Origin of the sequence: Spirosoma fluviale (assembly GCF_900230225.1) — a bacterium.
Taxonomy (GTDB): Bacteria; Bacteroidota; Bacteroidia; order Cytophagales; family Spirosomataceae; genus Spirosoma; species Spirosoma fluviale.
Genome location: NZ_OCNH01000003.1, coordinates 1,106,404 through 1,132,043, shown reverse-complemented (window position 1 = coordinate 1,132,043; position 25,640 = coordinate 1,106,404). Strand labels below are relative to the sequence as shown.

The following is a 25,640-nucleotide window of genomic DNA, read 5'->3' as shown; positions in this document are numbered from 1 at the left end:
ATCTCAAGCGAGTGGCAGGGCAGATTCAGGTTAAAACCGATATGCGCCCGTAATACCCGCACTGCCGGAATTGAACCCAGCCTGAATGCTATATACGGACGTTCCATTCCCAAAGGCTCCACTGGCTGTAACGGATGGGATCAACTCAGCACTGATATACCAGCGCGGGTTAAAATTATATTGCGCCCCCAATACAAAGCCGATGCCCACCGTAGGCGTTACGACCAGTATATTGGAACCCGTGTAGATTGTAGTACCTCCCGCTCCGTTATCGACCGACAGTGTCCCTGTCGTCGTCGAATTCAGGCTGACGCTGGCAATCAATTCAGTTCCGTAAATAAACTGAAGCTTGTCGGAAAGGTCCCGGCGTTTTTCCTTGCCCATAGCGCCCCCGGCCGAAAAAGAAAACAATGTGTTACTGCGAACAAAATTGGCCCCGAGATTACCAAATGCCAGTCGGTAACGCCGATACGTATTTTCCTTAAGTTGTTTTTTGTAGATCAGGCCGAAGCTGTCAAAGCCCGTGGCCCGTAAACCGATCTCTCTGGCGGGAGAATCCTGTGCCTGAAGTGAAGACGTAATCAATAAGCCTGCTACTAACAAAATGGAGAAAAGCTTCATAAACGTTTTAATAAGTTTGTTTCTGGGCCAAACTTATTAAAACGTGACCAAACCATCATACGTCTAATAATAAATAGTACAAAATCAATTAAAACTTCATTAATAACCGGCACTGGTAAACGTATACACGCCCGAACCAACGTTTAGCTTCACATAACCGGACTCCGTTGTGGACACGGTCAGGCCCGCTGCGCTGAGGGCTTTGCCGCTCTCCTGAACGGCCTCCGCATTTTTCGACGGGACGTAAATAGTGGCCGTGGTATTGGCGGGGATTTCGACGGTCATGGTCAGGCCATCCGAAGCCCGTTTCCAACTGGAGCGAATAGTGCCATAATACGTTTTCAAACTGGCTTCTGCCGACGTAAATCCTCCGCCCGGCTGCGGTTTGATGATCGTGTGCTTATACCCCGTTTTGGTTTCGTCGGTGTCGATGCCCGTAATAGTCCGATACATCCAGTCGCCCACGGCCCCGTAGGCGTAGTGGTTGAACGACGTCATGGATGGGCTTTGGAACGTACTGTCCGGCTTCATTGAATCCCAACGCTCCCAAATGGTCGTGGCACCCATTTTAACCGGGTATAACCACGACGGGTACGTGTCCTGCAAAAGCAGTTTATACGCCACATCGGTACGGCCGAACCGGCTCAGCACCGGGCACAGAAAAGGCGTACCCAGAAAGCCCGTTGTCAGGTGATTCTCATACTTTTTCACATTGTCGACCAGGCGGTCAACGGCCTGTGTCCGCTTGTTTTCTGGAAGCATGTCGAATTGCAGAGCCAGCACATAGGCAGTTTGGGTATCGGAAATCAATCGGCCGCTGGGCGTCATATAAGTCTGCTGAAACGCCTGTTTGATTCGTTCCAGTAGAGCCGTGTAATGGGCAGCATCATCCGTTTTACCCAGTACCGTAGCCGTCTTTCGCATCAGGTCGGTGCTGTAGGCGTAAAAGCACTGTGCCACCAAATGCACATCCGTAAACGCCGATTTAGCTTCAAAAGCCGGGCTGCCTTCGGTAGTGACAAACGACAGCCAGTCGCCAAATTGAAACCCTTCACTCCAGAGGTCGTTTTTAGCCACGCGTTCCATGTACCCCTGGTAGGCCTTCATGCTGGTATACTGCTGCTCGATCAGCCGTCGGTCGCCGTAAGAGACGTACATGTTCCAGGGAATGATGATGCTCGCATCCGACCAGCCAGCGGCCCCGGCCATGCTGGGGTTAGGCCCCCGGAGTACGTCCGGAATCACAAACGGCACCGCCCCGTTCGGAAACTGATCGGCTGACACATCCCGGAGCCATTTGGTAAAGAAGCTGTTGACGCCAAAGTTGAAAGCCGCCGTTCGCGAGAATACTTCGGCATCGCCGGTCCAGCCCAGGCGTTCGTCGCGTTGGGGGCAGTCCGTCGGTACGTCCAGGAAGTTACCCCGCTGCCCCCATTGAATGTTGCTCTGTAATTGATTGATGAGAGGGTTAGAGGTAGTAAACTCCCCCGTTTTGGGGATGTCGGAGTAAAGGGTTATAGCCGTAAAGTCGGCGGGGTTGACGGGGCCACTCAAACCATCTACCTGCACATACCGAAAGCCGAAGAAGGTGAAATGGGGTTCCAGCGTTTCGGTGCCGCCTTTGAGCAGATACGTGGCCTGCGCTTTGGCGGTGCGCAGATTCTCCAGGTAGGGATTGCCGAACTTATCGAGCATTTCTACGTGCGAGAGGACAATCTTATCGCCCGCTTTGCCCGTTACGCGCAGCTGTACCCAGCCCACCAGATTCTGACCAAAGTCCAGTACCGTTTTCCCTTTGGGTGTAGTGAGCACCTTTACGGGTTTCACGGTTTCGTGTCGGCGGATGAGTTCGTTATAATTTGCCACCAGATTCGCGTAGCCAAACGGCTTTACCATTACGCCCGACCAGTCGGCATCGGCATAACCGGGCAGGGTCCAGCCCATTTTTTCGAGCCGCGAATCATACGTCTCCCCGTCGTAGATTTCAGAGAAACGGATGGGGCCGGTGGAGGATTTCCAACTCTCGTCGGTACCAATCGTTGCCGAGCTTCCGTCGGTGTACGTAATGGCTAGTTGTCCTAACAACGCCAGTTCTTTACCGTATACATTCTTTTGATCGGCCCAGCCCATTCGCCCACGGTACCAGCCGCTGCCCAGCGTTACGCCAATGGCGTTCTGCCCCTGATTCAACAGGTTCGTAACATCGTAGGTCTGGTACTGCAAATGCTGATTGTAGCTGGTCCAGCCGGGCGTGAGGTAGGCATCGCCAACGCGCTTGCCGTTGATCTGCGCTTCGTAAATACCATGCGCGGTCATGTACAGAACGGCAGAACGTACTTTCTTCGATGCCGCAAACGCCTTTCGAAACAGCGGACTGGGGCTATGGACGCTATCGCCGGGAAAACCCTGCTGAATCCATTTAGCCTGCCAGTTAGCAGCACTCATCAGGCCGGTTTGCCAGTAAGCGGGCGCACTCCAGGCCGACGGCTTTGCGGAGGTGTTATCCCAAACCCGCACCTGCCAGTAGTACCGCTGGCTGGGTTGCAGGGCAGACCCGGCGTAGGGCACCTGAACGGATTGTTCGGACGCCACCCGGCCCGATTGCCAGTTTGTTCCTTTAGTAGCCGATGCCACATCGGTACCGACTCTTATCTCGTAAGCCGTTTGCAGCACATTGCGTTTAACCGTAACAAGCTGCCAGTTGAAGCGGGGAATGGACACATCCAGACCAACGGGATTCGTCCGGTTTTCGGTAAGCAGGTTCTGAACGCTTACCTGAGCGAACAGGCGGGTTGCGACCAGCAACAGGATGAGAGAAGGGAACAGGCGGCTAAAAAAGGGGGTACGGCTCATGAGGTGATTATGTAATTCAACAAAGATAAAGTTTACCTTTTTAAATTACTTTCACACACCTACCTAACCCCGCTACAGAAAGTACGCACCAGATTAGTTACGGCGAAGTGTTATCCGTTGTCCCGGCCAATCGGCAAAATCACCTTAAACACGGTGCCGGCAGCGGGGTCGCTCTCAACGGTCAACAGCCCGCCATGACCTTTGGTGACAATATCGTACGACAGCGACAGGCCCAGACCGGTACCGCTTCCGGTGGGTTTGGTGGTAAAAAAGGGCTGGAATATTTTGGTCTTTACGGCTTCCGGGATGCCGGTACCATTGTCGGCTACCTGAATTTCCAGCCCATCGCCAACTTGTTTTGTAGAGACACTAACCATTGGTTTATAATCCGTTTGGCCTACAGCGTCGAGGTGTTTCTTCTTTTCCGAAACGGCGTAAAAGGCATTATTGAACAGGTTCAGCAGCACCCGCCCAATTTCCTGCGCCACAATAGTTGCCGGGGGCAGATTGGGGGAAAACTGGGTTACCAGCTCGCAGTTGAAGGTTTTGTCTTTTGCCCGAAGTCCGTGATACGATAGGCGCATGAATTCATCGGCCAGGGCGTTGAGGTCGGTTGGTCGGCGGTCGCTGTTTGCCGTGCGGCTGTGTTCGAGCATTCCTTTTACAATGCTGCTGGCCCGATTGCCGTGGTGGGTAATCTTTTCCAGATTCTGAGCCAGGTCGCTCAGGACTTCGTCGGCATATTCCTTCTCCGAATCGGGCAGTTTCTGTAATGGGCCTTCTTTCAGTTCGTCGAGCAGTTCGATACTAACTTCCGAGAAGTTATTGACGAAGTTGAGGGGGTTCTGTATTTCGTGCGCAATACCCGCCGTCAGTTCGCCCAGCGAAGCCATTTTTTCTTTTTGAATCAGCTGATCCTGCGTCAACCGCAGGTCTTCGAGCGAGGCTTTTAGCTGAGCCGTTCGCTCTTCAACCTGTTGTTCCAGTACCACTTTCTGTTCTTCAATAATCCGGTTACGCTCAATCTCCCGCTCCCGCTGAAGCTGCTCTTTTTCGATGATCTGCTGGGCCAGCCGCTGCTTTGCCAGGTTATAGCGGTTCATGAGTGCGCCGGAAAAGACAATAATCAGCCAGGCCAGACAGCCACTTTCAATGTAACTTATTACGTCCCAGAAACTTCTGGCAACAGCGAAACCAACCGACTTTAGTAGTACATCCGGAAACAGCGTCAGGAGCCAGAAAATAAAGAGCGGAGCCGTTGCCAGCAGCACAAATCGAGCGTCGGACGAGCCCGTCTTCCTTATTTTCAGGATCAGGATAGTACACAGCATATACACCACCCGGATCAGGATTTCGATAAATGTATCGATGCCATCCAGTGAAACCCACACCTTTCTGAAGGAAAAGAACTGAACGGTAATGACCAGGGTCGTTAATACCAGAAAGACCGTAATGGCTCTGTTCAACCACGAGAAAGCCACACCGGGCTGGATAAACTTTCGGATCGACTGAATGAAAAAGATAAAAAAGATAATAAAGAAGAAATGAGAGAGCATCTTGAACAGATACGGATGCTCCCCAAAAAAAGCCAGTTGAATTCGATATGCATTTCTGTCCAGCGTAAAGAAGAACAGACAGATGGCAAAGTACAGGTAAACCCTGTCTTTTATTGAAAAAAAGATAAGTAGGTTGTAACAGATTGCCAGCAGCAGAACACCGATAATGATGCCATCAAAAAAATAGTCTTCCCACCCTTTATCGACCCGGATGTAGTTAAAAATCCAGTTTATCCGATCCCGTTCAAGTTCTATTTGCGTGGACAGGTACGTTAGCGGTGGTCGCCAGAGGGCATTTTCCGATCGTTGGTAAATCATTGTCTCCTGCCCCGGCGCGAGAGCAAAAAACAGGCGATTTCGCTCCTTATTTCCCTTCCTGTCAGGCAACTGACTCTCCGGAACCAGTTCACCTGTACGCTGGTGCTGCCACTGGTTTCCCGGGTTCAGCCAGTACATATCGAGGTAATTGCTACTGAAATCGCAGAGGTAGAGATTCAGGGTGTCGGGCAGCGTGTTTTTAAGCCGCATTCGAATCCAGTACACATGCGAACGCCGGGTTTTATCAAAAAAAGGGGCAACGCGAAACAAGGCACTCTTTTGCACCTGCTCAAACGTAAAATTCCCTTCAGGATCTTTGAGTATCTGAACGTGAGCCGTATCAGGCGTGAGCAACGAGTCGGCTTTGATTTGGAAAACAGGCGGCAAACCCGTCTGGGCAAAACCAGCAAGCAGGGTACCCAGCCAAAAACAAACCACCAAACAGCCGTTCTTCATACATTATCGGGTGTGCGGAAAATAACCCTATCAATACCCCTAAAACCCAACCTTCAGAGCCTCCTGCCGTTCGCCGGAAACTGTTTGCTCGTCGAGATTGAAAATATCGGCCAGGGTCATGGGTTGATCCGTCCGGTGCTCTACACCCAGATGAGAGAGCAAATTATTGGCTTTAGCAGGTGCCAGTTTTCCAAAGGCATAATCGACCATGAGCCGCCCTTTCCGAAGCAAGGCCTTGTCTAACAAATGCTTACTGGCGTTAAACGTGGCTATCACCTGAATATGCATGCAATCGGCCAGCAGACCATCCGTCAGGTTGAGGATGTTGGAAACACTGTTGGTATCGCCCCCGGCTTCGCGCGATTGCAGAATCCGCTCGGCGTCTTCAATGATAAGCACCGACTCCTTGTTTTCCAGTAAAAACGGAATGATCTCGGGCGATGTCAGGTAGTTGGTCATGTAAGGCGGCAGAATAAGCATATCCTTCTTAACCAGCGAGCTAAGGTGTTTGATGTAGGTCGTTTTGCCGGTTCCGGGCTCGCCGTGCAGCAGAATAAGGCCCTTGCTTTTTGGTTGCGCCAGTAAGTTTACCAGCCGCTCGTGAACGGCCGGAAAATCGTCGTTGTAATGCAGATCAATATTGATGTCGGGTGGCAGAATCTCGACCCGTTCGGTGTGTAGCCCGCCCAGCCCGCTCTGGATCAGGTAAATATGGGTCTGGTTATCTTCATGGACGTATTTATGCTCCTGAAACCCCTCCAGCAATGTTTTGGCCGACGCTTCGTCGCGGTAGTAGCCATAGAGCCGGAAGAAGCGGTCGCCCACAAACTCGGCTTTCAGCACGACTCCCTCTTCGTGCTGATAGACCCGTTCGATGGTATGCCAGCCTTCGTCATTGACGCGGGTTGAGTGATTAATCAGCGTAAATCCCCGGCCATCCAGCAGGGCCTGAGCGGAGGGCTTGAAATCATCATTGAAATGAATGTAATTCGGGTAGCTCCCAAATGTCTGGACAAAGTGAGGAGCCAGCGGAAACTCGCGGTCGAGGTCGCTGGGGATGTATAAATTCTGAATAATGGCTTGACTGGGCATACGACTGTTGGCCGACAGATAGCGCAACATATCAGCCCCGGAAAGATCGTCGTACGATTTCAAACTGGCGTTGAGTTACGTTTCTTAGGGACTAAGTTATTAATTATTTTCAGTTTACATTCACAACTGTTTCCAGCCCTGAATTAATAGGTAAACTTCAAGGAATTTGGTGAGAAGCGAAGCATAATTTCGTGTACGCTTTTCTGGTCAAACTGCATGGCATTGGGGCTCTCGGGGGTTTGCGAATAAAACGTATAACCGAGCCGAATGGCTTTGGTGAGCTGATATTCGGCAAATGCCTGTACGTAGTTTGTCTGGATAAGTCCAGGACTGTTTTGCCGATACGACAGACCGAGTCCAATTTCTTCGTTAAACCAGGCCCGCAGGTTAATATCTACCCCCAACGGGCGATCTGCTATTTTGGAGATGAGTACGGACGGGATCAGCACGGTGCCTTCGTCTACCTCAATTGGAACTCCCGCCTGGATCATAACCGGCCGGATACTCTTGTATACGTACCGCCCCGTTATATCGGTTAGCTGGCCGCTGAGTTCGGGAGCCGAAACACCGGCAAAAAACCGGTCGGACTGGTAGTACACACCAACACCCACACTGGCAACGGCGCGGTTTATACTGGCGGCCGTTGTTATATCGAAGATCGGTACTACGTTGACTCCGCCCTGCACACCAATGGATAACTTAGCCAGCGCCGGTAGGTTGAAGCGGTAAGCAACGCTCCCGTAAACGCCCGTTGTGGCAAAGAGTCCCATCCGGTCATTCAAGGCCTGAAAGCCCAGCCCGACACGCCCGTTGGCAATGGCCCCATCGGCCGAGACGCTCTGCGTTACCGGTGCGTACCGTACGCTGATCCATTTTCGCCGGAGAAAAGCGGTTAGATTGAAGGACTCCCGGCTACCTGCATAGGCTGGATTTATGCTCAGCGGATTCTGCAAATACTGAGAATAAAGCACTTCTTTCTGAGCCTGAGCCCGATGCCCCGTCAGTAGCAGTGAACTACCAATCAGCAGAAAAACAAAAGAATGGGATAAAGTAAAACGCATAGGTACCGTAAAGGTAAACATCATATTAACAGCGTTAGGCTAAAAATCTAAAACGCCAGACATCCCGTTTAGTTACAGGACATGTGGCGTTTTAACGCAAGATGCTCTGTCTGGCAGAAACAGCTCCCTTTCTCTGGCCCTCCCGGCCGAAAATACTACTTCAGTTTCAGGATTTTGATCTCTGTCCGGCGGTTCTGCTGATGATCTTCTTCGGGGCAGTTAACGCCGTCTTTACATTTATTGAGCAACTGACTCTCGCCGTACCCTTTGGCCAGCATTCGTTTCATGGCAATTCCCTTCGATGTCAGATACGCCACCGCCGACTTTGCCCGATTGCCGGACAGTGTTTTATTGTACACGGCCGTAGCCCGACTATCGGTGTGTGACCGCATTTCGATGGTCATTGCCGGGTATTTGGTAAGTAGTTCAACCACTTTATCGAGTTCAACGGCCGCATCGGGGCGTATAGTCGCTTTGTTGAGATCGTAATAGATATTATCAATTTGGATGATGTCTCCTTTCTTAAACATCGTTAGCTCCGTTGTGCCAACGCCCTCTTTGGAAATGCGACCTCCCAGGGTACCCATATTCTCTTTCATGGCTTCGATCGAGTACTCACATCCTGGCTGCACAGTAAACGTATAGTTCCCATCCGCATCGGTCGTTGTTTGTTGTTTGGTGCTGTCGCAGCTGTTCGCCAGCACGACATTGACGCCCGCCATAGGTAATTTACCCGCCTGGGTTGTTACACGCCCACGCAGGGTAGACGCCGGCCGTTTGGCAGGCTCCGGCTTGTCGAGTAATATTTCCAGACGAGTTGGGTGATCGTCGGAAAGATCCTGGGTGGAAAACCCAACTTTATTGTCGATATAGCCTTCGCGGGTGGCCAGAAATTTAAAGTCACTGTCAACATCCAGGCATACGCGCACCAGACCATCGGCATCCGTTTTCAGTTCCTTCTGCTTATTGTTACCGGGGCTATCCATAGCAATGAACGTATTGGCCAGGGGTTCTTTCGATTTGGCGTCCACCACGCTGACGGTCAGCTCGCGGCAAGGGTAAAGCGACCCTTCGCGAGTAAAGCGGTACACGTCATCATCTGCCCCGCCGTTTTTGCGATTGCTGCTGAAGTAGCCGCTGTTCCGCTCGCCATCGGTTACGATGCCAAAATCGTCTTTGGGCGAATTGATCGGCTCGCCCAGGTTACGGATAACTTTACCCTGCTGTCCATCTGCCGTTAGTTGTGCGTAGAAAATATCCAGTCCACCCAACCCGGCACGTCCGTCGGACGAGAAGTAGATATTGCCTTTCTCATCCACAAAAGGAAATAATTCATTGCCCTTGGAGTTCACTTCTTTACCCAGGTTAATCGGTTCTCCCCACTTTCCATTTATCCATTTTGACACATAAATATCGGTACCACCCAGGCCGCCGGGCCGGTCAGACGAGAAGTACAACAGCTTATCATCTTTGGATAAGGCCGGGTGTCCCGTCGAAAATTCGTCGCTGTTAAACGGCAGCTCTTCCGCATCACTCCAGATACCATTTGTTTGGGTAGCGGCATACAGCTTTAGTTTGTTTACACCATCGGCACTCTCGCGGTAGTGTCCTTCATTGAAATTATTGCGGGTGAAGATCACCATCGACCCATCTTTGGTAAACGTGGCAGGCCCTTCGTGGTATTTCGTATTGAGTGTTCGGCTAAACCGATCCGATTCGCTGATGGGCTGATCTTCATAGCCCATACTGATGTTATTGCCTCCAAAAAAACCAACGGTACGGGAATCATTGGCCGTTGGTGCCGTATAGTCATCATTACCGAGCGGCCGGATAAGTCGGGTGCGTACTCGTTTGGCCGCCGGGGAGCTACCACCAATACTCGATGATTTAGACGCCTGTATCGTTTTCAGATCCGGCAGATAATACAAATCAAGGAATGGCGTGTTGTTCCATTTGAACACCCGCTTTGTGCTGCTACCGGCGTTGCCCGACGATACAAATACCAACCCGTCTTTATAGATCATCGGGCTAAATTCGGCATTACGGGTATTCATGGTCAGAAACTCAACCTTATAGCTACCGGCGTTCCGGGTGAGGGCACTCACATCCCGATAGAGATCGGAGAAGGCAGCACTTCGCTTATCACTTGCCTGTATGCTGCCGTATTTATCGTAGGCTTCCTGAGCCTCCCGGTATTTGCCATTGCTGGCCAGTGTCTGGGCGTAGAACAGATAACACTTTGCGTAATCGGGAGGAAGTGTGCCCGTGCTGGTCAGGTCACGATACACCCGCTCTGCATTGAGCATGTCGCGCGTCTGCTGATAGCTGTAGCCTAATTTAGCTTTGGCATCTCTTAGTTCTGCCTCCGACAGGGTTCCGGGTTTGGCAAGTGCCTGTTCATATAACTCAATAGCACTGGTATAGGCCAGCTGATCGAACTGGCGGTCAGCTTTTTTGCTAAGTGACTGCGCCACCAACGGGCCCACGAGTACCCAGGCGAGTATAAGAATAGAAAAAATACGTGTCATACAGTAGAAATGTTGGGGCCACAAAAACGAAACGGCATGTCACCGTCCAGTGAACGGGAGCCTACTTTCTTGATTAGCAAATACTGCGCCGAAAATGGTGTTTTCGCGCGGCAAAAATTTGACAAACCGGTTGATTATGAAGCGCTGAAACAGAAAATGGTGGGACAGGAAAGTTGTCCTTCGACATCCTCCCTGTCCCACCATTTTGTTGCCCGACTACACCACTAACCGACTAAGTATCTAAGTACATTTATTAAACTCACCGGACCGCAATCGCAGACGGTCGAGATTTACTTAATTGCTTATTCTCCCGATTAAAAATAACGTGGTGTCAGGATGCGGTTTTTACCAAAGCCGAGTTCGTACCGGATCATGATCTCGTGCGAACTTGGCGCTACACTTTGCAGGTTGCTCATTGTACGATCATAGGCGTAGCCAAACCGGAACTGGTCCGTCAGCTGCACTTCCAGCAGGCCAACAACAGCGTCGGTAGTGTACTTCGTCCAGGTCGAAAATTGATTCCGGCGGATGGAAGCACCAAGCGCGATTCGATCGGCAAACCAGAAGTTGATGTTGGCATCAAAGCCCAGCGGGGCACCTTCGGCATACTTTGCCAAGAACGACGGCTTCATCTTCACAACCGGGCTGATACCCACCACAAAGCCAGCCGCCAGATACGCGTGACGGGCCTGTACTGACCGATAGTCGCCTACGTTGTACTCGCTCAACTTGTTTTTGATCAGGCGGGGTACCGATATACTCAGGTACGACCGGTCGTTGCTCAGGTAAATGCCTGTACCGAAGTTGGGCAGCATCTTCGAGATGTTCGTGGCAAAAGCCGGGTCGATCTGGTTATCGAGCGATGTTCTTACATCTGTAAGATTTGCCTGATAACTCGACGCCCCCGCCTGTAAGCCCAGTGCCAGTGTGCTCTTGGTTCCCACTTTTATGCGGAAAGCATAGGAAGCAAAGGCACCGGTTTCCTGAATAACACCCACTTTGTCGCCGTAGAGTTGCAAGCCAACGCCTACGCGCTCACTATTGAGGGGCATATCGGCCGTAAACGTCGCCGTTTGCGGAGCACCCGGCAAACCCGTCCACTGGTTGCGGTAGAGGGCCGACATGCTCAGCACATCCCGGCTACCGGCATAGGCCGGGTTGATGGCTGTCATGTTAAACATGTACTGCGAGAACATTTTGTCCTGCTGCGCCCGGACCTGGCCGCTACTGATCCCGAGGATCAGTAGCAGCCCAAATGCCCACTGTTTGGTTGAAAACTTGTTTGACATCGGTATTAGCGGTTAATCGTCATGTATCGTACAAACTTGCGTCCGTCGCTGGTATTGATTACGTAGTAGTACGTTCCATCGGGCACGCCATTCGCATCCGAGTTGAGGGCAATACCGGCGTTCGGCTTACCATCCCAATCATTGTGATAATCGTCACTCTTGTAGACCAGATGGCCCCAGCGGTTGTACACTTCCAGGCTAACCGTTAGACCGGCCACACCCCGAATCACGAACAGGTCGTTGATTCCGTCACCGTTTGGCGAGAAGCCTTCCGGTATGAAGAGTGATTGGAATACGGGCCGCAGATTCAGCGGAGTTGCTTCGCGCTCGTTCGAGTCAGTTGGGTTACCGTTACCATTGAGGTCAGGATTCAACCCGCTCGTCGACACATCGCTTACCGTACCTGTTTTAGCCGTAGCCGTGGCATATGCCGTATTCAGGAAGGTCGTTGTTGTGCCGTTGCTTACAACGTTGACGACCAGCAGCAGTGTATCGGTTTTCCCGACGGCCAGCACACTGGTGCTGTCGCCCAGAACCAGAACGGGGTCCGAACCACCATTGAAGTTCAGGTTGACTTTCAATGCGCTACCGGTAGAGGTTGTAAAGGCAGGCTTAACAACTTTGTAGGTGGCTCCCGTCTTCGCATTGAAGACATTAGACAGCGAGTCTGTAATGCTCACGTTCTTCAGCACATCCGGACCGTAGTTCCTCACAACAATCTGATACGTAACATTGACACTGCCATCCGTCTGTTGAGCGGTATCGCGTACGGCCATTGCTAAACCAATATACGATGTGGTCGATGAACCATTCAGCGCAATTGGCGTTGGCTGGCTGTTGTTGCGCGGATCAAGGTCATTGTCCGGGTCATCGTTTGTACCGGCTGTCGACATATCCTGTACCACCTCGTTAGCGGGTGTAAGGGCGGAAGCATCCGCTCTGTTGAAGAACGTCAGCGAGTCGGCATTACGCACATCGACCCGAACGGTAAAGCTTAGATGACTCTTCGCGCCTACGGCCAGCGTACTTACGGAATCAACCAGCATTTTCGTAACCAATCCCTGCCCAGTATAGGCTGGATTGACAACCACTGTACCTGTGCTCGTAACAGAAACCTGGTTGCTGACAATCAGCGCACCGTGGCCGAAGGTCTGCGAGAGGTTATCGACTACCTGTACTTTCTTCAGTGGAACGCTACCCAGGTTACTTACCGTGATGGTGTACGGAATGTCATACACGCCGGTCGAAACCAGCACCGGTGTACCTACCGACTTAGCCACACCAATCAGGCCTTTCGGCAGATCGAAGCGAACCGTTGTCGCTGCCGAACCAGCTGGTGCCGGGTTGAATCCGCTATTCGAGATGTCTTTAACAACCTGACTCGAATCGGGCGTGTGGCCAACCACCGTTGCGCTGGAATAGAAAGGCCCGTAGTTACCGTTGGTCTTCACATTCACCGTAATCAGTACGGTATCCTGAACACCCACACCCAGTTGGCTGGCCTTTGTCAGAATAGTTGGCTGACTGTTTCCGTTGAAGCCTGCGTTAGCAACCAGCGTACTGCCTGCGCCCACGACGGGAGCTCCAACTACACTGTACGAAACCGGTGCGGAGAACGTACGAATCAGACTATCCGTCAGGACAATCCCTTTCAGCGCTACATCACCGAAGTTTTTGAGCGTTGCCTTGTAGGTTACGTTGTACGAACTGTCCGGCTGCTGCTGCACCTTGATTACCGCCAGTGCCAGACCAAGACTTGCGCCTTTAGGCTGACCCGCGTTCAGGGTAAAGCTGGATACTACCGAGTTGTTCGCCGGGTTTCCGTCATTGTCCGGGTCAGCATCGCCACCGCTTGTGGAGCGGTCAGAGACAGCGGTTACACTGTTCAGTGCCGTTACATCAGCCGTGTTACGGAATACCTTGGTAGTATCACCAGTGGTACGTTTTACCGTAAGATCGAGTTTGAACGACTGCGAAGCACCCGCCAGCAGATAACTCGTCGAACTGGTCATCTTTTTGTTGGTACCCTGACCCGTGAAGGTTGGGTCAGCAATAAGCGTAGAGCCCGTGTTCAGCAAGGTTACTTTAGCTGACGTCACCTGATTTGGGGCGAAAACGCTGGCCAGATCATCGTTTACGACTACGTTACGCAGGGTATCGTCGCCAAAGTTCGTCACAACGAAGCTATACGAGACCTTGATGAGTGAATCACCAACGGCCAGTGGCTGTCCGAGTACCGCTTTCGCCAGACCCACCAGACTTGCCCTGTGCGACGATGTATCTTTCACCGTTACGCTTGAGCTGTTGTTGGCCAGATTGGGGTCCTGGTTATCGAGATAGGTAATCTCGGCTTTGTTCACCACTTCCTTACCTTTCACCGTGATGCGTGCACGGAAGACAATATCCGTAGACTGACCCGCTCTCAGGCTGTCAATCCGTTTGCTGAGCACACCATTCGACACGGTATAGTTAGCTGCCGATGCAGGTAACAACTCCAGCCCTTTTGGTAATACGTCGCGAACATGAATGTTCTTCGCCGTACGTGTACCATTGTTGGTCACTTTGAGGGTGTACACCACCGGAGCACCGTTCTGTACAAAAGCGGTGCTGGCCGTTTTCGCAATGCTTACGTCCGTCCCTACGGTATCGGTAGCACAGTTGAAGACGTTAACAACCACTTTGGCTGGTGCGCTCAGGCAACCGGTCGGACCTTTCTCAACAATCCAGTACGTGCCTTCGCACACAGAATCCGGACGAACCACGATATTGGATGTGACACACTCGCAAATGCGATACACGTAGGAATTCCCTGGTTTCGGGGCCGCTAGTGCTGTTGTCAGATCGACAATTTTCGACGGACAGGTATTGCGCAGGTCAGTCACCAGGGGTGGCATAACCGGCTCAGCCACTTTCACGACCACATTGTCCGATTTAACGGAGCTACAACCTTTGGCGTCAAACAACTGAACATTATACGATCCGCTGGTTTTCACCACAATCGTCTGCGTCGTTGCGTTGTTGCTCCACCTGTATCCTGCGGCACCGGCGGGTGCCTTCAGGGTTACAGAGTCGCCATAGCACAGGTTGGCAGCACCGGCTAACGTTACCACCGGAACAGATTTGATGCCGTCAATTGTCAGCAGCATATTGTCCGTAGCCACCGGGCAGTTCGCATTATCTGTACGTACTGTCAGGGTCAGGGTTACCTTACCCGACAGGATGTCCTCAGCGCTGGCCGTATAGATGGCGTTGAGCGCGTACGAATTGTTGAACGAACCACTACCACTGGTGGTCCAGTGGGCGGTTTTACCCGCACCACCCATAACGCCACTCAGTTGATAGGTCTTCGCTGCACAGATACTCGCATCGACACCTGCATTTGCCGTTGCCGGATTCTGCGTGTCGCAGGGCTTAGGCTCCTCACAGGTATTGATCTGAACATGAACCGCAACTGGCAGGCTTACACAACCGGCAGTTGTTCGCTCAACGACGTAGTACGTACCGGTACCAACAGCCGCAGGGTTAACCACTTTGGCATCGCTGCTCAATGATGCGTTGGTATAGTATTCGAACAAACCACCCGTTGTGGTAGCCTTACTGGTTACCGCTGTAGCCAGATCGACCGTTTTGAACGGACAGGCGTTCGTCTTGTCGACGACAACCGGCTGCGTTACTTTCGGCAGTACCGTTACCGCAATGGTGTTCGATGGTACGCTCTTACACTGGTTCGAGTTGCTGCACTGTGCCGTAAAGATGGCTGAAGCAGCGAGCGATACCGTGATCGACGAGCCCACCTGATTATTCGACCAGGTCACGTAGCTATTCGGACCACAGCCTTCAGCAACTAGGGTTACCGGCGTACCGAAGCAGGTCGTTACGTTGCTGGTAGACCCGGCGACCGAAATGGTCGGTGCCGCTGGGGTACCCACTTTGATGGTTGTGTAAGCAGACCAGTCGCCGAGGCAATCGCCTACTTTACAACGCACACGGTAGCTTACATCGGCCGTCGGGGTAATGGTCAGCGTACTGCCAACCGTTTTGTTGTCCGACCAGACGTATGTACCACCTACACAACCCGTTGCTGTCAATGAAACCGTTTCGCTAACACAAACAGCGGGTGCATTGCTGACAATAATCGGAATGGCCGGGGTTGCAACTTCCACATCGAGGTCTTTCGACGATTTGCTGGTGCAACCGTCAATCGTGCAGGTGGCCATCAGCCATAGCGTGCTGTAAGCTGTCTTCTGGATGGTTTTTCCAATCGATCCGTCAGACCAGGTAACGACTCCACCCTCGCAACCGCTGGCGGTGAAGGTTACCGTACTGCCATAGCAAACGGTTGCCGATGCTGTTGTCGATAAGACAGGAGGCTCTATCACCTTAACCTTCACAGGGGCACCGGCTACATCGAGCGCAGCGCACTTGTTGCCAATCAGCAACAGCACTTCAGCCGCCGTTGTAATGCCTGGTTTCACCACCGACAGGTCGAGGTAATTCTTGTCTCCAGCATTGGCATTGTAAACCAGTGTATGGATGGTGTACTCACCCGCGTCAGACGATACGCTGAACTGTGGCGTTGCGCTGGTTTGCTGGATAACCTTCTGGGCTCCTTTCGTCAACACATACAGAACCGAGTAGCCAGCCGGTTGTACCAGTCCGCCATTGGGCGAAGCGGATACCGTTACCGTTGTGCTTGTTCCGCCACAAACAATGCCGTTTGTAGCAACCAGTGTTCCAGCTTTCACTACGCAATTGCCTGGGTTGATCACAACCGTTACCGATGGGTCGCTCAGACAGGTATGGAATTTACACTGTGCGTAGTAGGTCTGTGTGCCTTCCGGCCGCACCACAATCACGGCGCCTTTGTTATTTCCGTTGATGTCATTAGCCGACCAGATCACTTCGCCGTTACAGCCACTGGCCGTTAACGTCACCGTTCCACCAGGAGCAACGGCCGTTGCCGATGCCGTAATGGTTGGTATAGCTGCCGGAATAACCGTAATGGTATACTGGTTCGAAGTCTCACTGGTGCAGGTTCCGTTTGAACAGAAGACCGAGTAAGACGTTGTGACCGTTGGTGAAACAACGATGCTACCGGTTGTAGCCGTTGTGCTGCTCCAGCGTGGCGTACCCAGACAGTTATTGACCGTCAGCGTTACCGTCTCGCCCCGACAGATTGTATCCGTCGAGCAGGTTACCGTTGGTTTTGGCAGTGGTGTTACGTTGATCGTAATAACGTTCGACTTACCCGATCCGCAAGCACTGGCCGATGTTGGCATACACAGTGCGTAGAATTCACGGTTGCTTGGTGTTACCGTTACCTGAGCTACCGGGCCGGTCTGACCATCAGACCATTTCACCGTACCACCCAGGCAACCGGTAGCGGTTAGTGACACGAGGCCACCGCTACAGATAGACAAGGACGAGGCTGCAATGACCGGAGCCGGAGTCGTTGAGGTACTCACCGTTACACGAACTTTGTTCGATGCTTCGCTCTCACAGGTTGACCCAACCTGGCAGGTAGCATAGTACGTAGCCGTAGCCGTTGGGAAGATGTCGATGCTGGCACCGATTTTCGCAACGCCATCCATACCGTACCACTTCACCGTACCTGTGCAGCCTTTGGCCGTCAGGGTTAGCTTATTACCACTACAGAGCGTCGTGCTGCTTACCGAGACAATCGGAGCTGTTGGCGTGATAACGGTGATGTTAACCGTATTCGATGGCTTGCTCTGGCAAGTCCGCGACTCACACCAGGCGAAATAACTGATGTTCGCTGTCGGGTTCACGACAATGCTCGGACCCGTCTGATTGGCGACATTCCACTTAACGGTTCCATTACAGTTGGTCGCCGTTAAGGTAACCGCGCCTTTTACGCAGACGGTATCGGTGCTGGCGGTTACGGTTGGCACCGTTGGAGCCACAACGTTAATTGTATACACAGCCGATGTCTTGCTTACGCAGCCACCATCCGTTTTGCAATAAACAGAGTAGCTGTTGTTGCCAATGGTTGGCGTTACAATGATGCTACCCGTTGTAGCGGTCGTGTTGCTCCAGTAAGGTGTACCGACGCAATTCTCAACCGTTAAGGTTACGGTCTCGCCTGGGCAAACAACCGTTGTACTGCATACAATGGTTGGTGTTGGCAGATCCGTTGTGATATTGATCGTTTTCGTCGCCGGGTTACTTGGGCAGCTACCGATCACACACTGAGCGGTGTAAGTCGTTTTGCCGTAAGGCGTAACCACGATTGATGTTCCGGTCTGTGCTTTATCCGACCAGACAATCGTTCCACCCACGCAACCCGATGCGGTCAGCGTTACAGATGTACCTGGGCAAACATTATCCGCACTGGCGGTAATGACTGGCACCTGCGGCTCAACAACGGTTACCGTAATGGCATTCGAGACAGCACTGGTACACGCTCCAACCACACAACTTGCGGTATAGGTTGTTGTCACGCTCGGTGCTACAAAAATCAAATCGCCTGTTTTCCCGTTCGACCACAGCACCGAACCACCTTCGCATCCTCTAGCGGTCAGGGTCGTTGTTCCACCTTTGCAAATTTCGGTGATTGCACAGGCCAGCGTTGGTGGCTTAACAGAGCAGGGAACAACCGGAATCGTTACCGACGAGGTGTCGTTTTTCGTATACTTCGGATCATTGTCCGGGCTGCTCACAATGGCCGTGTTCGTAATTGAACCCGCAGCATTGATGGTAGCTTCTACCAACAGACTACGGTTGGCTTTGGAGGCCATCGTGCCAATGGTCCAGATACCCGTTGCCGCATTATACTGACCAACCGGTGTAGCACCAACAAACGTCAGCGTTGCAGGCAGCATGTCCGTTACCTTCACACTGTTGGCCGTTACCGGACCGTTGTTCGTTACGGTGATGGCGTAAGTGATTTTCTGACCAACACTATACGTACCGGGCGTTACTACTTCTTTTACCACACCCAGATCGGCCAGGCAGGGACCTACCGTAACCGTCAATGAGGTACGTGGGCTAACACAACCGGCGCTTGATAAGGCTTCGGCCATGTAAATGAGGGCACCTGCCTTTGTGGGCGTAACGACGAGTTTCTCACCACTCTCGGTTGTCCCGATCAGCTTATTATCCTGGTCGTACCAGTTGATTTTACTTCCTGGCGCTAAGGCAACCAGCTTCGTGCTGCTTCCCTGGCAAACCAATGCGTCTTCAACAGCAACGTTGACAGGTGCCTCCGGCCGCTTATTAATTTGCGCAATCAGTGAGCTGGAAGCTGTCTGACATACACCACCCGGCCCATCAGGGTCGTTGGTCGTTGCCGTGAGTACGACATTACCCGTGGTGATGTCGGCCACAGATGGCATATAGGTTGTCGACAGGCTGGTTGGGCTACTAAACGTACCCGTACCACTCGTTGTCCAGACGACGCTGGTTGCCGAGCCGGAGAGTACCGCTTTGAGCGGAACCGCATCACCGGAGCAAACCGCAACCCCCTGGCCAACATTTACACCAGCGACCTCCTGACAGGCGCAATTGGTAATTTCGACCGTTAATACAGTTGGATTGCTATAGCATGCGCCCGACTTAGCGAACAGATAAAGTTTACCTGCGCCAACTGCGGTCAGGTTGGTTACCCGCGTAGCAATCGAACGATTCATGCTCGTGTACCATTCGTATACAAGGCCAGTGGTGCTGTTTTCAATGGCGATCTTGGTCAGATCAACCGTTGTCGATGGGCAACTGTTCTTAATATTGCCCAGCGCAATGGGTGTTGGAACAGTAGTGACCGTTATAACGACCGGCTTGCGAACGCTTACGCAACTACCATCCTGCGTGACAGCCTCTGCGTAATAAACCGTCGTCGTCGTTGGGCTTACTATCAATGATTGCTTGGATATACTTAGCGTATCAAATGCCGTTCCGCCATAAGGTGTCAGATACCAACGTACGTATGAGAACGGTGTTGATGCGGTTAATACAGCTTTATCACCGTTACAGATCGTCGCATCATTCGATACAACCAAGCTAAAGTTGACCGGGCATGTTGGTAAGAAACCAGCATCGAGCGTTGTATTCGTTTCACCGGCGGCCAGGGTTACTGACTGGGTACGACCCGTGATCGGATCTATATCAGAATCTTTAGTCCCGTCTGATCCCTGATTAGCCAGTGTTGCGGTAAATCCGGAAGGAGCTGTGAAGCCAACCGAGTAACTCAGGCTACTTCCCGGTGTTAAGCCCGTGAAGGAGTATAAGCCACTGGAATTGGTCAGTGTTGTTAGCGAAGAGACTCCGTTAACATATAAGGTTACCACTACACCCGGTATACCCGGTTCGCCCGGCTGCTGAATACCGTCTTTGTTGGTATCCTCAAAGACAAAGTCACCCAACGAAGCGGTGGGCATAAAATAACCGGCATCAACTGTCGGATTATTGCGGGCCGTGCTGGAGGTTGGCTGGCTCGTGTCAATCGTATAGACACCTGTAAATCCATTGGCACCGGCATCGCTGTCCAGTGCATCCGATATACCTACAGCATTTGCCGTTGTCGACTCATACCCGCTGGGGGCCATAAAACGGACAACGTAACTTCCGTCCGTTAGGCTATCAAACAGGTATTTACCGCCACCAGTGGTAACGGTCGAGTCTAGCCTGGTTGTGCCAAGCTGGTCATATAAATAAACTTTAACACCGTCTATGCCGGTTTCGCCTACGTCCTGAGCACCATTTTTGTTGGCGTCAGCAAACACGTAATCGCCCAAACTACCATAAGGCCCGGGTATCACCTGAATATCGCAACAGTTTGTGGCCGGACATCCGGTACGGTAGGTTACAAACCGATACACACCCGGACTTTTGATCGTCAGGGACTGGTCGCTATTGACTTCAGCTAATAAGGTCGACACGGCAGTTGGCACAATTGCCGTATCATTCCGGTACCATACGATCTCATCATACCCCGTTGGAATCGTTACCGTATATTCATCACCTACATACCAAAAGATAGGAACCGAAAAACAGACAGCGTCGAAATCGTCTTCTGTTGGACTTTGGTTATTAGGAATTGAGTTTGTATCGGTCTGGCCCGCTCCTGCAACTTCAGCCGTATTGAACCAAACGCCCCGTTCGTTGACCGTCGCTTTTAGGATCATCACAGCGGAGTCGCCCGGTGCAATGGACGCGATGTTCCAAAGCCCCGTAACAACCGTAGCCGACACGACAGAATTAAAGGTTGCACTACCCCGAAGCGTAGTAGCGGAGTTGGGTACATACGTTACGCCCCCAATCGGCAATTCGTCTTTGACCAACACATTGGTCGCCGTGGCGGAGCCGGGTGCGTTCGATACCACGACTGTATACGTAACGATATCCCCGATGGCCGGACTTTGATTGCTGATCGTTTTGTGTAACTGCAAATTGATTTTTGCAGGAGCCTGTGCGTGTGCAGGCGCAATGGCCAGCCACAACCACAGCAGGGTTAACACAGAACAGGCACCCTTCAGAACAGGTGAGCCATGGGCATAGCTAACAAAGGAGGACAGTAGCTCACTAAAGCTGCTGACCCCCGCTGGCTTTGCTGGTGATGGCCCACCACCCGAGTCTGATACCGGATGCGGGAACTCTTCGCCAAACGACTTTAATAGTATAATTTGCTCATTCATTGGATGTTGTGCAAAATAATTAGAGGCTTTTTGTAAGTGTTGGTCTCGAAAACCAGGGGGGCTCGAACCGCCCACATCAGGTGGTTCGCCAACAGACCCGGCAAAGCCCTCGACAAGTCGTTGGGTAACTGACGAATTCGCCGATTTGAGTGTCGGCAACGAATGGCCCATTAATGAGCGTGCAACCTTTTGAACAGGCATGAAGAGCCCGTAATAGAGTTTCAGGAGGAAACTAATGAACCGTCCGGTAAGGCTATACGCCTTAGCCTGGCTGCCAGCCACGGCCTCTGAAAGGTGGGTGTGTCGTGTAGATATTTCTTCCATCTGCAACTCGGTTTGGGACGGTTTAGTAGTAGCGAAACGAAGCAGAAGAGTATAGTAACTCAGACCAGCAGACCCATGATTAGTCACGGGTCACCTATTCCATTCGTCAATGGCTCTTTTGCTTCCTTATAATTCAACTAAAACTATGCCAAACCACACCTTCCCCTGTTGAGGACGGACGGCACACAGAGATAACCATTTCACTATAAGCAACTTACACATACAGGCCTTAGCCGATGTAATGAAGCTATTATGGTTTGCCCAGCCGGTATTATTGATAGATGGATGATAAATCTGGCGGTAGGGGGTTAGCGAAAACTATGCCAAGTGTGTCTGAAGTAACCATATTTGGTTTACTTATTTGGTAACTCACCTGAACTAAGGAGGGACAAATAACCCAGTGTGGGCCTTATACAGGCTACAGCAAAAGATACTGCGGTAGTTAGGGAAAATAGATTAGCTGTTTTGCTGGCCGGGAGCAGACACCAACGGCCTATTGCAAACGAGGGAGCTGTACGGGGTTTACCTACACATCAGACAAAAAAATAGCCGCTCCTCCAGGAGCGGCTATATGGAAACGCATAGATAAGGATTGCTTAGAAATCGTAGCCGAGCGTTAGGTAAGGTATAGGCTTGCCCACCGACTTATCTTCGAGACCCCAGCCATAATCGAACTTCACAAAGTAGCCGAAAATCATTGTTCGAATACCGGCTCCGTATCCGATCAGGAACGGATTTTTAAAGTTCGTAACTGTTGCTCTAAAGGGGATATTCCCTCCGCCAACAACCTCCGTATTGAGACTGTTTTGCTGACTGAAAGGCCCGCTTCCGGTCCAGGCTGTGCCAATATCCGTAAACGCTACCAGTTGTAAATTCCGCAGGAAATTAGACGTTATGTTTCCCCGGTATAAATAGCGAACCAGCGGCAACCGGAGTTCAGCGTTGAACAGCATATAACTGTTTCCCGTTAGTTTTCCCTGATTAAACCCACGCAAAGGAGCCGCAAAATCAAGGAAGAAAACGTCCCGATAATCGTACGGAATCTCGTTTTGTGTAGCATTTGGAACAAGTAGCGGGTTTGACGAAATCGGTTCTTTTTGCCCGCCAATCCAGTTCTCCATACCACCCAGCGTACTCTTCTTCGGTGCAGACCCACCCGACTGGCTAAAGGCAAAACGGGTGGCCAGAATTAAGTCCCGGTGCAGTCGCTGGTAATGGCGCAAATCGAGAGAGAGTCGCCGGAAGCCTTCCGACGAACTCCGCAGGCCAGCGTATTCTTCGAACCGAAGTTTGGCCTTGGTGCCCACTACCATGTTCATGCCATTCACATTCGTATTATCGAAGACAAACTCACCCCGCAAGCCGGCATAATCCGATACACGGTCCGGTTCGGCAAAGGAAGAGAGATCAATTAATCGGGTGATCGCGTAAAACGGTGATACAGTGAACCGGCTGTTAACCGAAATGGGATAAGACGCCGACAGGGCAACCCGGTTGTACCGGTATTTCTGAAGAATCCCCGCTCCATCTACAAAGAGGGTCTGCCGGTCGACCCGTGCTCCGAAGTCGATAAGATGAGTCAGGTTCGTGTATTCGGCAAATAAATCGCTGTTGCGTAGTGTATTGGTCAGGCTGATAAACCCACCCGCGCGCAGTACGTGGTTCTCCAGCAAGTCGGTCAGGGTTACTTCCTGCGCATAGCCAAATCCTTTAATTGGATCAACGCGCCAGTTAGACGGGGCTTCATTTACACCAAACGTTGCTTTGTAATCGAAAGGACCACGAATGGTGATGTTCTCCCGGCGTCGGTTTCGGGGAGGAGCCGTGGTTAACCCAGGCGACACACCCACAACCGAACGGCGCTGCCGAAACTCAGCCGCTTTGACTACCTCTGGATCAAACTGGTAATTATCCGTGTCTACTTCACCCGGTTCCAGCGCCAGTTTGGGAGTATAAGACAATGCTCCGGGTGTTGTGCGGCCCGCCGTACTTGAGTCGGCAGAACTTCGGCTTACCTGCGTAGTCGTATCCGTTTTGGGCTGAGCAGGCCGGAGCGTATTTGCTGGATTTGCCCGGCTAATGGCCACACTCCGCTGAGTAGGAGGAGTCTGTGCTGTTTGCGACAGGTTCAACTGCGAACGGAATCCTATATACTCGTCACCATTTTTAAGGCTGCTGTAAGCGAATCCGCCGTTACCGGGCTTGAGGTCATACAACCGAATACTCTCGGGAAAAGCTGTTAACTGGCTAACCTGCTTTGTTTCCGTTTCGAGTCGGTATAGATTTCGAATGCCATTGGCGTCATTCAGGAAATAAACGGTCGTTTCACCGGCTGGAATTGGCTGCGTCGCCTGACCCAGCGAATCCGTCAGCCGAACCAGCGACAGATCGCGGGCGCTGCCTTCGTGGGAAAACAGGCTTAACTGGTCACGAATGGTTCGGTAAGAGCCTTTGTCGACGCCAAGTGTGTCCTGTCGGCGATTAGAGCTAAAGACAACCTGCCGGGCGGTACGTCCCACAAAAGAAGGGTATAAATCGTCGTATAGATCGTTGGTCAACTGCTGATAAGAACCCCGGTTGATGCTGTACAGGAACAGATCATTCTGGCCTTTTCGGTCGGCACTCATGATCAAACTACCGCCATCTTCCGATGCATTCATCCACACTACCTGCGACAATCCGTTTACTTGCCGCTTGAACTGGCGCTTGGGGCGTTTTTCGAAATCACTGTACTGATACAGATTGGTTTTACCCAACTCATCAGTCACCACAAGCAGGTTGTTATCCTTCTGCCACGCCAGCAAGGGGGTACTGGTTCGGTTTATTTGCCCATCCAGCCGGTAGCCGCCCGTTAGTACAGTATGCCTTTTCCGGTTGGCGGTATTAATAACTTCTACGCTGAACTTCCCATCCCGCAAGAGCGAATAGGCAATGTATTGCTTATCGGGACTCAGTTTGAGACTGATCAATAAAGACTTGTCATCTGCCGAACCAACTTTAAGCTGGAAGTCGTCGGGACCCGCCCGGTACGACTGCGCTACGGCATTAGCCATACCCGCGTAGTACTCCCGCCATTCGCGCAGGAAACGGCTATACGGAACGCCCAGGGTACTCGAAATACTATTCTGCTCGTTTCGGATAATGCGGGTCAGGTTCAGGATATTGGAGATATTGTCGCGTCCGTATCGCTGAACGATGTAGTTCCAGATGGAGTGACCAACCCGCTCGGCATCCGCTCCGGACAGCAGCGACGGCTTTTTAACCGGCCGGTTCAGGGACACATCGCGCATGTAATCGTCCAGTTCAAGGCTGTTTCCCTGGGCAATGTACGACGCAATGCCGGGCATGAACCAGTCGGGTAATGTCAACAATAATGAACTCTGCAAAGCGTCTTTCAAGCTACCGCCATACAGCATATCATACACGAACAACATGGCAATATCGCGGATGATCTGCTGCCGAAAACTGATCTGATCGCCGGTAAAGGCTAATTCAACGCGGGATTTGGAGAGGTTCTGTTCCCGACTGCTTAGCCCTCCCTGTAGGCCGATGTTGCTCTGGGCCATTTCTTCGGGGGAGTTGAACAGGAATATTTTGACCCGGTTGTAGGGTGTATAGCCAAGTAACTCCGTGATTCGGTCAAATTCTGATTCGGCATACTGCGCCGTCAGGTTGGCGATCTGGGTACCATCCTGATAGTAGTAGATTTCGAAGTTGGATGTTCGAATAATTTTCCAGTCGAAACTCCGGTACTGAATACGGTTTTTCCCAAATCGCTCCAGCGACGGATAGTTCTGTGCCGTAGCCACGCTCAATCCGGCCAGCCACAAGCCTAACATCAGTATGTATTGATTTCGCATAACGGGTATTAAAGACGCTGACTAACGGTTTC

General features: G+C 51.8%; 9 protein-coding genes. All 9 read right to left on the bottom strand.

The window, feature by feature from the left end; genetic code table 11:
* Positions 1 to 30: 30 nt before the first annotated feature.
* On the bottom strand, positions 31 to 621 hold the full coding sequence (locus CRO74_RS20650; protein WP_097128420.1) for a hypothetical protein: 591 nt from the start codon (positions 619 to 621) through the stop codon (positions 31 to 33).
* Between the two features lie 99 nt (positions 622 to 720).
* Positions 721 to 3,474, bottom strand: a complete 2,754-nt coding sequence (locus CRO74_RS20645; RefSeq protein WP_097128418.1) for a family 78 glycoside hydrolase catalytic domain — start codon at positions 3,472 to 3,474, stop codon at positions 721 to 723.
* A 110-nt stretch (positions 3,475 to 3,584) separates the two neighbouring features.
* Positions 3,585 to 5,804, bottom strand: a complete 2,220-nt coding sequence (locus CRO74_RS20640; RefSeq protein WP_097128416.1) for a sensor histidine kinase — start codon at positions 5,802 to 5,804, stop codon at positions 3,585 to 3,587.
* A 39-nt stretch (positions 5,805 to 5,843) separates the two neighbouring features.
* Positions 5,844 to 6,926: an AAA family ATPase gene (locus tag CRO74_RS20635; protein WP_394341904.1), complete on the bottom strand. Its 1,083-nt coding sequence runs from the start codon at positions 6,924 to 6,926 to the stop codon at positions 5,844 to 5,846.
* A 113-nt stretch (positions 6,927 to 7,039) separates the two neighbouring features.
* A complete protein-coding gene (locus tag CRO74_RS20630; protein ID WP_245877925.1) occupies positions 7,040 to 7,957 on the bottom strand; it encodes a PorP/SprF family type IX secretion system membrane protein in 918 nt (305 codons plus the stop codon).
* 155 nt (positions 7,958 to 8,112) lie between these two features.
* Positions 8,113 to 10,485, bottom strand: coding sequence for a carboxypeptidase regulatory-like domain-containing protein (locus CRO74_RS20625; protein ID WP_097128410.1), 2,373 nt, complete (start codon positions 10,483 to 10,485; stop codon positions 8,113 to 8,115).
* A gap of 314 nt (positions 10,486 to 10,799) precedes the next feature.
* Positions 10,800 to 11,774 carry a PorP/SprF family type IX secretion system membrane protein gene (locus CRO74_RS20620; RefSeq protein ID WP_097128409.1) on the bottom strand — a complete coding sequence of 325 codons (975 nt, stop codon included), beginning with the start codon at positions 11,772 to 11,774 and terminating at the stop codon, positions 10,800 to 10,802.
* 5 nt (positions 11,775 to 11,779) lie between these two features.
* Complete coding sequence (locus tag CRO74_RS20615; RefSeq protein WP_245877924.1) at positions 11,780 to 21,424, bottom strand: SdrD B-like domain-containing protein; 9,645 nt, start codon at positions 21,422 to 21,424, stop codon at positions 11,780 to 11,782.
* A 920-nt stretch (positions 21,425 to 22,344) separates the two neighbouring features.
* Entirely contained in the window at positions 22,345 to 25,608 is a 3,264-nt protein-coding gene (locus CRO74_RS20610; protein ID WP_097128405.1) for a hypothetical protein, read from the bottom strand.
* Positions 25,609 to 25,640 lie beyond the last annotated feature (32 nt).